Origin of the sequence: Actinobacillus capsulatus DSM 19761 (genome assembly GCF_000374285.1) — a bacterium.
Classification (GTDB): Bacteria; Pseudomonadota; Gammaproteobacteria; order Enterobacterales; family Pasteurellaceae; genus Actinobacillus; species Actinobacillus capsulatus.
In genome coordinates this window covers 1-14848 of the sequence record NZ_KB893931.1, presented here as the reverse complement: position 1 = coordinate 14848, position 14848 = coordinate 1, and the positions used below count along the sequence as shown (strand labels likewise).

Sequence of the window (14848 nt, the reverse complement as noted above, 5' to 3'; positions counted from 1 at the left end):
AATGAGTGATAACGAAATTAAAAACGAAGCACCTAAAAAATTGAGCTTACAACGCCGCACAAGAACAACTGTTGCAGATGGTAAAGTTCAAGTTGAAGTGCGTAAGTCACGTAAAATTGATACGGAAGCGGTTAAAAAAGCACAAGAAGAAGCCGCTTTAAAGGCGAAACAAGAAGCGGAAGCAAAAGTACAAGCTGAAAAAGAAGCTGCCGAAAAGGCGGCAGCAGAGAAAGCGAAGGCTGAAGCGAAAAAGTACGCTGTACCGGTAATGCCGAATAACAAACCGAAACAAGAAAAGGCGCCTGATCCGGAAAAAGAAGCGAAGAAAAAAGAAGAAGCCGAACTCCGCCGTAAACAAGAAGAATTAGCGCGTCAAAAAGCGGAAATGGAAGCGAAACGTGCAGCAGAAAATGCGCGCCGTTTAGCGGAAATTACACGTGAAGAAGCGGCTGAAAGCGGTGAAGAATTTGAAGATGATCGTTTTACTTCAACCTATGCGCGTGAAGCTGCTCGTGATAATGACCGCCGTAGCGAAGCAAATCGCGGTCGTGGTAAAGGCGGTGTAAATAAAGCGAAAAAAGGCGATCGTGAAGATAAAAACGAACGTAGCGCAGACCGTCGTAATCAAAAAGATGTGAAAGGCAAGAGTAAAAATGCGAAGAGAGGTTCAGCATTACAACAAGCCTTCACCAAACCTGTCCAAGTAAATAAAGCTGACGTAGTTATCGGTGAAACCATCACTGTTGCTGAACTTGCTAATAAAATGGCAGTAAAAGCAACCGAAATCATCAAAACGATGATGAAAATGGGAGAGATGGTAACGATTAACCAAGTTATCGACCAAGAAACAGCTCAACTTGTTGCGGAAGAAATGGGTCATAAAGTTATTTTACGTAACGAAAACGAACTTGAAGACGCAGTAATGGGAGATCGTGATGTTAATGCGGAAAAAGTGACACGAGCGCCAGTAGTAACCATCATGGGTCACGTTGACCACGGTAAAACGTCATTACTTGACTATATCCGTAAAGCGAAAGTGGCGGCAGGCGAGGCGGGTGGTATTACCCAGCATATTGGTGCTTACCACGTTGAAACCGATGATGGTAAAATGATTACCTTCTTAGATACACCGGGACACGCAGCGTTTACTTCTATGCGTGCACGTGGTGCGAAAGTAACAGATATCGTTGTTCTTGTTGTAGCAGCAGACGATGGTGTAATGCCACAAACTATCGAAGCGATTCAGCACGCGAAAGCGGCAGGCGCACCGATTGTAGTTGCGGTAAACAAAATTGATAAGCCGGAAGCAAATCCTGATCGTGTAGAGCAAGAATTACTCCAACACGAAGTGATTTCAGAGAAATTTGGTGGCGATGTGCAATTTGTTCCTGTTTCTGCGAAGAAAGGTATGGGGATCGATGACTTATTAGAAGCAATCATTCTTCAATCTGAAGTACTTGAACTAACCGCTGTAAAAGATGGTATGGCAAGCGGCGTGGTAATTGAATCCTACTTAGATAAAGGTCGTGGTCCGGTTGCAACCATTCTTGTTCAATCTGGTACATTAAACAAAGGTGATATCGTACTTTGTGGTTTTGAATACGGCCGTGTGCGAGCAATGCGTGATGAAAACGGTAAAGACATCAATTCTGCTGGTCCATCAATTCCGGTTGAGGTATTAGGCCTTTCAGGCGTACCGGCAGCCGGTGATGAAGCAACCGTTGTACGTGACGAGAAGAAAGCACGTGAAGTAGCATTATTCCGTCAAGGCAAATTCCGTGAAGTGAAACTTGCTCGTCAGCAAAAAGCGAAACTTGAAAATATGTTTAGCAATATGACGGCTGGTGATATTGCTGAGCTTAATGTTATCGTTAAAGCGGACGTACAAGGTTCGGTAGAAGCCATTTGCCAAGCGTTAGCAGAGCTTTCAACGGACGAAGTAAAAGTGAAAGTAGTGGGTTCTGGTGTAGGTGGTATCACCGAAACAGATGCAACTTTAGCTGCCGCTTCAAATGCGATAATGGTTGGTTTCAACGTACGTGCGGACGCATCGGCTCGTCGTGTAATTGAAGCTGAAAATATCGACTTACGTTACTACTCAATCATCTACGAATTGCTCAACGAAATCAAAGCGGCAATGAGCGGTATGTTACAGCCAGAGTTCAAGCAAGAAATCATCGGCTTAGCAGAAGTACGTGACGTATTCCGTCATCCGAAATTCGGTGCAATCGCTGGTTGTATGATAACCGAAGGTGTGGTGAAACGTAACAACCCAATCCGTGTATTACGTGACAACGTAGTAATCTTTGAAGGCGAGTTAGAATCGCTCCGCCGTTTCAAAGATGATGTTTCAGAAGTGCGTAATGGTATGGAATGTGGTATCGGCGTTAAAAACTACAACGATGTAAAAGTTGGCGACCAAATCGAGGTATTCGAAGTGGTTGAAGTGAAACGTACCATCTAATTTCGTTTCATTATTGAAAGCGGTCAGATTTCTGCATAAATTTGCAAAAATTTAGTGGAAACTGACCGCTTGTTTTTGGCTAAACATCGCTAATAACGACAAATTAGGGTATAATCCTAACAAAAATTTGAGGCGCTTTTGTGGTGCCTCGTTTACCTTTTGGAGAAAACATGAGCAGAGAATTTAAACGCAGTGATCGTGTAGCACAAGAGCTACAAAAAGAGATCGCTGTGATTTTACAACGTGAGGTGAAAGACCCTCGTATCGGTATGGTAACGGTATCTGATGTGGAAGTAAGCCGTGATTTGGCTTATGCAAAAATCTTTGTGACTTTCTTATTCGATAATGATCAAAGCGCAATTGAACAGGGTATGAAAGGTTTAGAAAAAGCAAGCCCGTATATTCGTTCACTAATTGGTAAAGCAATGCGTTTACGTATCGTGCCGGAACTTCGTTTTATTTACGATCAATCATTGGTAGAAGGTATGCGTATGTCTAACCTTGTATCGAATGTGATTAAAAACGATGAAGCTAAACATAAAGAGGACGAATAGGTGTCTAGACCTCGTAAAAAAGGGCGTGATGTTCACGGCGTATTTTTATTAGACAAACCGCAAGGAATGTCGTCAAATGACATTCTGCAAAAGGTCAAACGCTTGTTTCAAGCAAATAAAGCTGGGCATACCGGCGCATTGGATCCGCTTGCGACCGGCATGTTGCCGATTTGTTTGGGTGAAGCGACTAAATTTTCGCAATTTTTGCTTGATTCGGATAAACGTTATCAAGTGACTGCAAAGCTAGGCGAACGTACCGATACGTCGGATGCAGAAGGACAAGTGGTTGAAACCCGTCCAGTGAACGTTGGAGAAGCCGAAATTATTGCAGCGTTAGATCAATTTCGCGGCGATATTTTACAAGTTCCAACCATGTTTTCCGCATTGAAACATAACGGCAAACCACTTTATGAATATGCTCGTCAAGGCATTACAGTGGAACGAGAAGCTCGTCCGATTACAATTTTTGAGTTACGCTTTATCGAATATTCCGCGCCTTATCTTACGTTAGAAGTACATTGCTCAAAAGGCACTTATATCCGTACTTTGGTGGATGATTTAGGTGAAGTATTAGGTTGTAGCGCACATGTTACGGTTTTACGCCGCTTGGCGGTTGCAAATTATCCGATTGAAGCGATGATGAGCTATGAAGATTTGCAAAATTTAAGTGAAAATCAACCGCTTGAAGCGCTGGATCAACATCTTCTACCTTTAGATACCGCAGTAGAAAGTCTGCCTAAAATAAATCTAACAGCAGAGCACACCAAAGCGGTTGGTTTCGGCCAAAGAGTCAAATTCGAAAATATCAATCAAACCTATGGTCAAGTTCGTTTATTTTCAGAAAATAGTCAATTCCTCGGAGTAGCAGAAATCACAAATGATAATGTGATTCGCCCGAGTCGAATGGTAAACCTTTAGTTTTATGGTCTGTTTTTATCAAGTGAAAACAGACCGCTTAATGCACAGAACAATATGAAATTCAAATTCTTAGCCATTCCTTTTACTGTCATGACACTGGTAATAGTTGGCTGTTCCAATAAAAATGCGTTTCAAGAGTTACCGATTGATGCGCAATATAGTAAAGCTCGTACACTCAATAATTTTAATGATTACGTACATTTTCTAAAACAAAAAGCAGCGGCTGCCGGTGTTTCGGATAAAACGCTCAATGCACAGCGTTTTATTCATTACAATGCTAGAGCGGTACAGTTAGATCAGCAGCAAGCCGGGCGTAAGAAAGAGCCGAATGCGCCGGCACCTCGACCGAATCCGAATGGCGTAACTAATTATCTCAACAAAGTGCTAACACAGGCTAAAGTGAATGCGGCTGTTGAGAATTGGTACGAATTCAATGTTCCACTGACTAAAGCTAGTCGGAAATACGGCGTTCAAAAAGAATATATTATGGCGCTTTGGGGTATGGAAAGTAGCTTTGGTCGTTACCAAGGTGATTTCGATGTGTTATCCGTTTTAGCTACACTCGCTTTTGACGGTCGCCGTGAAAAGCTCTTTACCCAAGAATTTATTAATGCGATGAAAATGCTAGACGATGGCACCATTAGCCGTTATGAAATGCAAGGTTCTTGGGCGGGCGCTATGGGGCAAACGCAATTCATGCCGACTGCTTATTTAAGCTATGCCGCAGATGGTGACGGTGACGGTAAAAAAGATATTTGGAACAATGAAGCGGATGCGTTTGCTTCAATTGCCTCTTATCTTTCTACCGTAGGTTGGGATGATAGTTTACCTTGGGGAATTGAGGTTAAGTTATCCAGTCCAATTGATATGTCATTTTCAGGGCTTGCGGAGAACCAAGCGAAAAGTTTAGGTGAGTGGCAATCGTGGGGTGTTTATCTCGCTTACCCAACTGCACAGGACAGCGCGAAATTAAGCGCATTAAGTGGTAAAAAATTATGGTTAGTTCGTCCGGATAAAGAAGTCGGCAGAGCATTCTTAGTAACTAGTAATTTCCGTACCTTAATGGATTGGAATAGATCAAATAATTTCGGTATAAGTATTGGTAAATTTGCTGATCGTATTAATGCTTCTGTTGGGCAATAGCTAAAACAAGCGGTTAAATTTGTAAAAAATTTTGCAAATCTAACCGCTTGTTTATTTAATGAATGCAAGAAAAGCTATTCTTGCCAATATTTTTTCTTAGTGGTTTGCCCGATACCTGGATTAAAGCTATTGGTCGGATCGAGAGCCTTATAGAACTTACGTAATTCTGGTTTTGCTTCATAGAGATGACCCACATTATGTTCCGCCGGATACTGCGCACCACGTTTATCTAGCAACTTCAGCATTTCGTGTTCTAATTGCACACAATCACAGCCTTTCTTCACAATATAGTCTTGATGGAAAACATGGCACATAAAATGACCGTAATAAAGTTTATGGCTAATTTGCGCATCAATTTCTGCTGGCAATTGCTCAAACCAATCCGGATCATTACGGCGTAATGCAACATCCAGCGCGACAATATCTTCCACTTCCTGTTCGTGAATTGCACGATAACGAATAGCAGCACTCGCAACCGCAAAACGGTGTAGCATCGCTGCTTGCGTTTCTAGCGCATTACATTCAAAAAAACCACCTTTTTCATGTTGAGTAAAATAGTGTTTAAGGTAGCTACGAGCTTCATCAACGCCTTTACCCCCCATTTTGATAATTAAATGGTGTTCATAACGATCACGGAATTGCCATAAACTTTGCGGTAAATGCTCAGGTAGACCTTTTGAAATTAATTGCATTACTTTATCACTCAGATGATGCGGTAAAAATGGTATCTTTTTACTGAGACGATCGACATTTGCCTTTAAAGCAAAGAGTTTTGGCAACCATTGTGTACCAAATTTCTTAATCACCCAGAATGTATCTTTACCATAACGAGCGGCAATATCAAATGCTTCTCTGTGAATATATTCGCCGGAAATTGGTAATTGTTCAAATTGACTCAGCATATGGCGGCGTAAATCATTAAGAACATTGGTTTGATTGGTACCGATATAAAATACAGCAGTATCTTTTTCGAGAGGGAAAGTATCTAAACGGACAGCGAAGATGGTGAGTTTTCCAGCGCTACCGGAAGCTTCAAAATGGCGAGTTGGATCAGCATTGAAACGAGCAGGGGAGTTTTCATCTACTTGACGAACATGATTGCAATAGCTGTGATCATGACCTTTTCCGCAATCCTGCTGAATATCTTTTTGCTGATAACGGCGCGCTTGCAAATTAGTGAGGATTTCTTCTGGCGTTGTTCCTAACTCAATGCCAAGATGATTATGTAATTCCAGTTCACCTTGTTCATTCAATTGCGCATAAAGTGCCATTTCCGTATAAGCAGGCCCTCGTTGTACCAATGCACCGCCCGAATTATTACAAATACCACCGATTACAGAAGCACCAATACAAGATGAACCGATGACCGAATGCGGTTCTCGCCCATGTGATTTTAACTGATTTTCAAGCTCATTCAGTGTCGAACCGGGTAAACAAACTACTTGCGTTGCATTATTAATCAATTGAATATCGTCAATACGCATCGCATTAATAATCACGATATCACGATCGTAATCATTGCCACTTGGGGTAGAACCACCGGTTAAGCCCGTATTTGCCGCTTGGTTAATCACAATCACATCATGCGCAACACAAGCTTTTAAAATCTGCCAAAACTCCAATAAATTGGCAGGTCGAACGACTGCAAGCGCTGCACCAGAACCAAAGCGATAACCGCTTCGATATGACTCTGTTTTAGCCGGATCGGTAATAATATGTTGATTACCTACAATTTGAGTAAGTTGTGCAATAAGTTGTTGTGCAGACATTTTGTTATCCTCTTGTAATAAGAATTAACAACATCATAACAGACAAAATATCTACTTGTTGAGCAAATTTACGTAAATAAGCGGTCATTTTTTGCGAAAAATTTGCAATTTTTCATTAAATAAGTAATCTTGTCGCTACCAAACACGATGTTTGGTTTTAAATGAGGAAATAAATATGTATTTTGAAATTTATAAAGATGCGAAAGGTGAATTCCGTTGGCGTTTAAAATCTGGCAATCACCAAACTGTCGCAACAGGTGGGGAAGGCTATGCAACTAAGCAAAGCTGCCAGAAGGGTATTGAAGCGGTGAAAAAAATTACTGCGGAAACTGAAGTTAAAGACTTAACCAAAGAATAAGCATAACCTCTATGCAATAAGTAAAGCGCTGAGATTCAGCGCTTTTTTCTTATATATAAAAAATGCCCTCAAACGAGGGCATTTTGCTTTAAAAGGATTAATTAACCTTGAGTTGCTTGAATTGCAGTTAATGCGATTGTATATACGATATCGTCAACTAACGCACCACGAGAAAGGTCATTAACCGGTTTACGCATACCTTGAAGCATTGGACCGATAGACACTAAATCTGCAGAACGTTGTACCGCTTTATATGTCGTATTACCGGTATTTAGATCAGGGAACACGAATACCGTTGCTTTACCCGCTACCGGAGAGTTAGGCGCTTTAGAGCGAGCTACATCTTCCATTACCGCCGCATCATATTGTAACGGACCATCGATAATTAAATCTGGGCGTTTTTCTTGTGCGATACGGGTTGCTTCTTTTACTTTCTCTACATCTGCACCAGAACCTGATGTACCTGTTGAGTAAGAAATCATTGCAACACGTGGGTCAATACCGAATGCTTTCGCTGATTCCGCAGATTGAATCGCAATTTCAGCTAATTGTTCTGCTGTTGGATCTGGGTTTACTGCACAGTCACCGTACACAAGCACTTGGTCTGGTAATAACATAAAGAAGATTGAAGAAACAATCGAGCTACCTGGTGCAGTTTTGATGATTTGCATTGGTGGACGAATCGTATTTGCTGTGGTATGTACCGCACCAGATACTAAACCGTCAACTTCACCGGCTTCTAACATCATCGTACCAAGTACCACAGTATCCGTTAATTGCTCACGCGCAACCACTTCTGTCATACCTTTGTTTTTACGTAATTCAACTAAACGAGCAACATAGTTTTCACGCACATCTTCAGGGTTGATAATAGTAATACCTTTACCTAATACCACACCTTGAGATTCCGCAACACGTTGAACATCTGTCGGATTTGCTAAAAGCACACATTCTGCAATACCACGTTCAGCACATAATGCCGCTGCTTTAACCGTACGAGGCTCATCACCTTCCGGTAATACAATGCGTTTTTTCGCTTGACGTGCATATTCAGTTAATTGATAACGGAATGCTGCCGGAGATAAACGACGAGCACGAGTTGCCGCTTTAGACACTTCATCAACAAAACCTGCGTTGAATTGGCTTGCTACATACTCTTTGATTGAAGTGATACGTTCTTTATCATCTACCGGTACTTCTAAGCTAAAACTTTGTAAGCTAAGCGCTGTTTGCCATGTATTACCTTCTACGCGGAATACCGGCACACCAGATTCAAATGCTTGTTGGCAAAGTTTTGCAATTGGTGTTTCAATTTTATAACCACCGGTTAATAAAATAGCACCAATTTCAACGCCATTCATTACCGCTAAAGATGCAGCCACTAACACTTCCGGACGATCCGCAGACGTTACTAATAAACTACCTGCTTTGAAGTGATCAACCATATGTGGAAGGCTACGTGCACAGAATGTTACACCACGGATACGGCGAGTTTGGATTTCACCTTCGTTGATAATTGCTGCATGTAAGTGTTTCGCTAAATCGATCGCACGAGTTGCAATTAAATCAGATTTCCACTCAACACAAGCAAGTAATTTGATTGGGCTTTTCGCAAATAATGCTTCCACTTCAGCAACATTTTGTGTGCTGTGTTGGAATGAATCAAAAATTTCAGTTAAATCCGGGCGAGTACGGCCAGACTCATCAACCGGTGCATTAAATTTGTTGATGATCACACCTAATAAGTTAGGATTGTGACGACCACCGAATTCTGATGCAGCTGCTTCAATACGTTCTTTTAATTGTGCCGGTTTATCTGAACCTGGTGCAGCAACTAAGATGATTTCTGCATCTAACGCTTGAGCGATATCATAGTTTACGCTGTTTGCGTATGAGTTCTTGCGTGTTGGAATTAAGCCTTCAACAACGATAACTTCATTATTTTTTGATAATTGTTGGTGACGCTCAACCACTTTTTCTAATAAAACATCACTTTGGTTTTGACCAATTAACGCTTCCGCTTCGCTTAGCATAAATGGTTCACCCACTTCTGTGGTTTGCGCTGCTTTAATGATAGAAGTAGAGCGGTCTAAAGTATCTTCACCGGTAATCGGTTGTGCGATAGGTTTTAAAAAGCCAACTTTTGTACCTTTTTGCTCTAATGCATGAACTAAACCAAGGCTAACACTTGTTAAACCTACACCGGTTGTGGTTGGAATAAGAATAATCGTTCTAGACATATTTAATCCGTTTATGTGAAATAGGAAAAGGGCAGAATTGTCTGCCCCTTGGAATTATAATGCTAATTTAGCTGTATCTTGTGCAATCACTAATTCTTCGTTTGTAGGGATTACTACTGCTTTGAATGCTGAGTCATCTGCAGTAATTGTGCCTGATTTACCGAAGCGTGCTGCTAAGTTACGTTCGTTATCTAATTTGATACCGAATAATTTTAAGTGATTTAAAGTCAATTCACGTACGTGACCTGAGTTTTCACCAATACCGCCAGTAAATGCGATAGCGTCTAAGTGAGAATCACCTAAGATTGCCATATATGCACCGATATATTTTGCTAAACGGTAGCTATATACGTCTAATGCACGTTTTGCTTCAGGTTTTGATGCATCATCGTAGTTGTCTTCTGCATAACGACAGTCGCTAGTTACTTCTGTTAAGCCTAAAAGACCTGATTTTTTCACTAATATATCTTCGATTTGCTCCATTGACATACCTAAGTTTTTATATAGGTAGAAAATGATTGCAGGGTCGATGTCACCTGAACGAGTACCCATCACTAAACCTTCTAATGGTGTTAAACCCATTGAAGTATCAATACATTTGCCGTTACGAACAACAGATACAGAACCGCCGTTACCTAAGTGACAAATAATTGCGTTTGTTTGATCTACCGGTTTACCTGCTAATTCAGCAACTTGTGATGTGATAAATAAATGGCTAGTACCGTGAGCACCATAACGACGGATACCATTTTCTTTATATAGTTTATATGGAAGTGCGTATAAGAATGCTTCTTCCGGCATTGTTTGGTGGAAAGCTGTATCGAATACTGCAACGTTTTTCTCTTTTAATTCAGGGAAAATACGGAATGCTTCTTGGATACCGATTAAGTGCGCTGGGTTGTGAAGAGGAGCGAATTGAATTGCGTTTTCGATGCCTTTAACTACATCGTCATTGATAACTACAGATGAAGTAAATTGCTCACCACCGTGAACGATACGATGACCGATAGCACCAATGCTTGCTTTTAATTCTTCCGATAATAATTCATTTGCAATGAATGTTAATGCTTCGCTATGTGCTGCACCCGCACCTAAATCTGCATTGCCTTTTTCGCCGTTTAATTTCCATTTGATACGAGCGTCTTCTAAATGAAATGCTTCTGCTAAACCAGATAATTTTTCATCACCTGTTTTAGGATCTAAGATAGCAAATTTTAGAGAAGAGCTACCACAGTTAAGGATAAGGATTAAGTTTTTAGACATGTCAAACACCTTTTTTTCTTTGTTTATGAAAGGATTGATAAATTGACACACAGTGGCGTGTGTACGTCTTTATAAGAATACACTTTTCGGCACATAAAATAAATTCCTATTCCAAAATAATAGTGAAAAACTGCTTAAAATTTGATTCGAGCCAGCATTTTATTTCAAATTAAAGTACAAATTCTGAATGAAGGGCCAATTTTTATTTGCACTCGATCACGAAATAGGAAAAAAGCGCTAGAGCATAAGCGATTATTTTCTTACAATAATTTGCAATTTTTTATGCTCAAATAAGGAGGAGTGTTTCTATGTTAAATAGAAGACGTTTTATTCAATTAGGTGCAAGCGCAATGCTTGTGTTAGGCACACATCGCTTTACATTTGCCGCTGGCAGCGCAAGCAATCATGCGGATTTACGTATCATTGCGACAACCGATATTCATAGTTTTTTAACTGACTTTGACTATTACAAAGACGCACCGACTGAAAAATTCGGTTTCACCCGTACGGCAAGTTTAATTGAGCAAGCACGTAAAGAAGTGAAAAATAGTGTGTTAGTGGATAATGGCGACTTAATTCAAGGAAACCCAATTGCCGATTATCAAGCAGCGGTGGGTTCAAAAGAAGGAAAAACAGATCCGGCTATTAAGGCACTTAATGCAATGAAATATGAAGTCGGTACGCTCGGTAACCACGAATTTAACTATGGTTTAAGCTACTTAGATAACGTGATTAAACAAGCGCAATTCCCGATAGTGAATGCTAATATTGTAAAACCAGGTACAGACGAACCGTTCTTCCAGCCTTACTTTATTCAAGAAAAAGCTATCGTTGATGCAAACGGCAAACCTCAAACATTAAAAATTGGTTATATCGGCTTTGTTCCACCACAAGTTATGGTTTGGGATAAAGCAAATCTTGAAGGCAAAGTTGAAGCACGTGATATTGTCAAAACCGCCGAAAAATATGTACCAATTGTTAAAGCGAAGGGCGCTGATGTGATTATCGCATTAGCACACACAGGCCCTTCTGATGAACCATATAAAGAAGGGGCAGAAAACTGTGCATTCTACCTTGCTGATGTGACAGGTATTGATGCGGTTATTTTTGGTCACTCACACCGCTTATTCCCAAATAAAGAATTTGAAAAATCACCGAATGCCGATATTGCAAAAGGCACAATGAAAGGTGTTCCTGAAAGTATGGCCGGCTATTGGGGTAATAACCTCAGCGTGGTTGATTTAAGTTTAGCGGAGCAGGACGGTAAATGGGCAGTTGTAGATGGAAAAGCGGCATTACGTCCGATCTATGACGCTGAAAAGAAACAAGCGACGATTGAAAATCATCCGGAAATTACTGCATTACTTAAAGAAACGCACGAAGCAACCCGTAAATTTGTGTCACAACCGATTGGTAAAGCGACGGATAATATGTATAGTTACTTAGCGTTAGTACAAGATGATCCAACGATCCAAATTGTAAACCAAGCGCAAAAAGCTTATGTTGAAAATGTGGTTGTGAAAGGTTTACCGGAACTTGCTGGCTTACCAGTATTAAGTGCTGGTGCGCCATTTAAAGCAGGCGGACGTAAAAATGACCCGACCGGTTTTACCGAAGTGGATAAAGGTCAATTGACTTTCCGTAACGCAGCGGATTTATATCTCTATCCAAATACTTTAGTGGTAGTAAAAGCGACAGGGGCAGAATTAAAAGAATGGTTAGAATGTAGTGCCGGTATGTTCAAACAAATTGATCCGGCTAGCTCACAACCTCAAGGTTTATTAGATTGGACCGGTTTCCGTACTTATAACTTTGACGTAATTGATGGAGTAGAGTACCAATTTGATATTACTCAACCGGCGCGTTACGATGGTGAATGCAAATTAATCAATGAAAATTCGCACCGTGTGGTTAACTTAACCTTCAAAGGTAAACCGGTTGATCCGAAGCAAGAGTTCTTAATTGCAACCAACAATTACCGTGCATACGGTGGTAAATTCCCGGGTACTGGTGATAGCCATATTGTCTTTGCTGCGCCTGATGAAAACCGTCAGATTTTAGCGAATTACATTTCGGCAGAAAGCAAAGCAAACGGTCATGTTGTACCGACAGCAGATAAAAACTGGCGTATCGCACCAATTAATGCGAAAGCTAAATTAGATGTTCGCTTTGAAACTTCTCCAACCGAAAAAGCAGCGGCATTTATCAAGGAGAAAGCGCAATATCCAATGACATTGGTAGGTACTGATGACGTAGGTTTTGCAGTATATCAAGTGGATTTAACTAAATAATTTTAGTTATTCTTAAATCAGCACGGAATATACGAATTACACAGAAATTTCTTGAGCGTAATTTGTGTATTCCGTGTTTTTTATTTATAGCTGAGCGTTAATATTCTCTCTGATTTGATCAAAACTAATGTGTTTCACTAATTTGCCATTCTCAAAAACCAGTTCTAACATATCATCAGCAAAATCATCCGTTGCTGTTAATCCATCAATATAATGTTCAAATGAGAGTACCTTCACCCGACCTTTTTGCGATTTCTTCAAACCATCATCTGTTTTAGGATTTTTAAAAATCGCTTTCTCAGTACCATTAATCGTAATTGAGGTCGCCTTTACCGCAAATCCAAGCGTATCTCGCGTATTACGCTGATAAGTTTGCGCTCCGACACCAAACACGATATTACTTGAAGCAAAACCTTTTTGTTCAAGCCCTTCCAATACAGCTAACATTTTATCGTAAGTCATGCCATCACCGTAAATAGCGCCAATATGCGGGTCTAAAACTTTATAACCTTTGGCATTGACGGTTCCACCAAAAATATCCCATAAACATTCAATTAAACCTTTACGTTCATGCTCATTACAAGCGGTCGAATTTCCGCAAAGAATTGCAAAAAAATCACCGCTATCAGGACGAATAACGACCTTAGCATGCGCAGGGCGAGCCATAATTTCATCTTTTAGCAATGGCAAATTCACGCTAATGTTATGCCAAAAATCGGTCGTATCTGCCACAATGGATAACATACTATCCGGAAATTTCTGCATTAAATAGCGGAAGGTGGGTAGCTCATCCACACCATGTGCACTCATAACCGAATGTTCAGAGGCGGGTATAGAAGTGCCAATTAGGAGCTGAGAACCATAATAACTGCTGATAAATGAAATCGCCGGAATCGTATCCGTACCTAAAAAACAAGTTAAATGGCCAGCACCGGACGCCTCAGCTGATTCTAAAGAACTCATCCCACGCATTGAAAAGTCATGCGATTGAAACAGAATATGATCTTTATTATCGCAGGTCTTATCAGCAAATTTAGCCAGAGCAGAGCGATAAGCAAATGCAATTGATGCAGACGTCATAGGCTGCCATAAACAGACATTAATCAATGTTTCTAAATAGTTGGTTAACCAAAAGAAATCAGGATGTGTATTTTCAATGGTCATTACTGGCAATTTAATTGCAACCGATTTTCCCTCCGGAATCGCTTTAATGCGAATAGGTAAATAGCCTAATTGATGTAATTGAGCAATGTGTTCAGCCTTATCGGCAATTTGTAACGTTTGTTCAATAAATTGCGAATATTCTGATACAACCTCAGATTCCGGGCGATTAAAAAAATTATCATTAAAGTAATGGATTAAATATTTAGTAATAAATGCTTGAAAGCCAAAAGAAACAACACGGGTTAAATAAGGCGCTTGTTTATTACTACGAGGGGTAAAGGTGCTATACAGAATTTGCGTATTTTCAGGATACTGAATTCGATGAGACGTTTTATAAAAGTCGCATAATAAGGATGGAATCGCACTCGATCTTTGATGTTTGTTTAATAAACTACACATAATACTACCTTAATCTCTTTAAAACTAAAATAAAGTCTATCATATGCAACAAATAAATAATAAGGATTTATTTCATTTCTATAACTATATGCACGGATAATGACAAAGTTGCAAATTTCTGAACAAATTTGGCCGCTTATAGAATTAAAGCCAAAAATAAACAATCCTTATAAATCAATTGGTTATGTTAACTTTACTTCGCATAATGTTTATCAGGTTATGTTATAATTTGAGGGCTGTATAATTGTTTGAACAGCCCGAAAATTTACACATAACCTGTTTTAT

The 14848-nt window shown here is 40.1% G+C and carries 10 protein-coding genes; 6 read left to right on the top strand and 4 right to left on the bottom strand.

Annotated elements, in window-relative coordinates:
* Position 1: 1 nt before the first annotated feature.
* From infB to C228_RS0101505, 4 genes are all read left to right on the top strand, one after another.
* Positions 2 to 2464, top strand: a complete 2463-nt coding sequence (gene infB / locus C228_RS0101520) for a translation initiation factor IF-2 (protein WP_018650954.1) — start codon at positions 2 to 4, stop codon at positions 2462 to 2464.
* Between the two features lie 170 nt (positions 2465 to 2634).
* Positions 2635 to 3018, top strand: a complete 384-nt coding sequence (gene rbfA / locus C228_RS0101515) for a 30S ribosome-binding factor RbfA (protein ID WP_018650953.1) — start codon at positions 2635 to 2637, stop codon at positions 3016 to 3018.
* Entirely contained in the window at positions 3019 to 3936 is a 918-nt protein-coding gene (gene truB / locus C228_RS0101510) for a tRNA pseudouridine(55) synthase TruB (RefSeq protein WP_018650952.1), read from the top strand.
* Between the two features lie 54 nt (positions 3937 to 3990).
* A complete protein-coding gene (locus tag C228_RS0101505) occupies positions 3991 to 5079 on the top strand; it encodes a lytic murein transglycosylase (protein ID WP_018650951.1) in 1089 nt (362 codons plus the stop codon).
* Between the two features lie 74 nt (positions 5080 to 5153).
* Here C228_RS0101505 and dld read toward each other — a convergent pair whose 3' ends face one another.
* Positions 5154 to 6848: a D-lactate dehydrogenase gene (dld, locus tag C228_RS0101500; RefSeq protein ID WP_018650950.1), complete on the bottom strand. Its 1695-nt coding sequence runs from the start codon at positions 6846 to 6848 to the stop codon at positions 5154 to 5156.
* Positions 6849 to 7023: 175 nt separating this feature from the next.
* On the opposite strand from dld, the gene C228_RS0101495 reads away from it, so the two are divergent.
* Positions 7024 to 7206 (top strand): YegP family protein, encoded by a 183-nt coding sequence (locus C228_RS0101495; RefSeq protein ID WP_005622847.1) that lies wholly within the window; start codon positions 7024 to 7026, stop codon positions 7204 to 7206.
* A 101-nt stretch (positions 7207 to 7307) separates the two neighbouring features.
* On the opposite strand, the gene pta is transcribed toward C228_RS0101495, so the two are convergent.
* Positions 7308 to 9446 carry a phosphate acetyltransferase gene (gene pta, locus C228_RS0101490; protein WP_018650949.1) on the bottom strand — a complete coding sequence of 713 codons (2139 nt, stop codon included), beginning with the start codon at positions 9444 to 9446 and terminating at the stop codon, positions 7308 to 7310.
* Between the two features lie 54 nt (positions 9447 to 9500).
* Positions 9501 to 10709 carry an acetate kinase gene (locus tag C228_RS0101485; RefSeq protein ID WP_018650948.1) on the bottom strand — a complete coding sequence of 403 codons (1209 nt, stop codon included), beginning with the start codon at positions 10707 to 10709 and terminating at the stop codon, positions 9501 to 9503.
* A 308-nt stretch (positions 10710 to 11017) separates the two neighbouring features.
* Here C228_RS0101485 and cpdB point away from each other — a divergent pair, with 308 nt between their 5' ends.
* Positions 11018 to 13000, top strand: a complete 1983-nt coding sequence (cpdB, locus tag C228_RS0101480) for a 2',3'-cyclic-nucleotide 2'-phosphodiesterase (RefSeq protein WP_018650947.1) — start codon at positions 11018 to 11020, stop codon at positions 12998 to 13000.
* Between the two features lie 84 nt (positions 13001 to 13084).
* Here the strand turns inward: cpdB and C228_RS0101475 are convergent, their stop codons facing one another.
* Positions 13085 to 14563 carry a nicotinate phosphoribosyltransferase gene (locus tag C228_RS0101475; RefSeq protein WP_018650946.1) on the bottom strand — a complete coding sequence of 493 codons (1479 nt, stop codon included), beginning with the start codon at positions 14561 to 14563 and terminating at the stop codon, positions 13085 to 13087.
* Positions 14564 to 14848 lie beyond the last annotated feature (285 nt).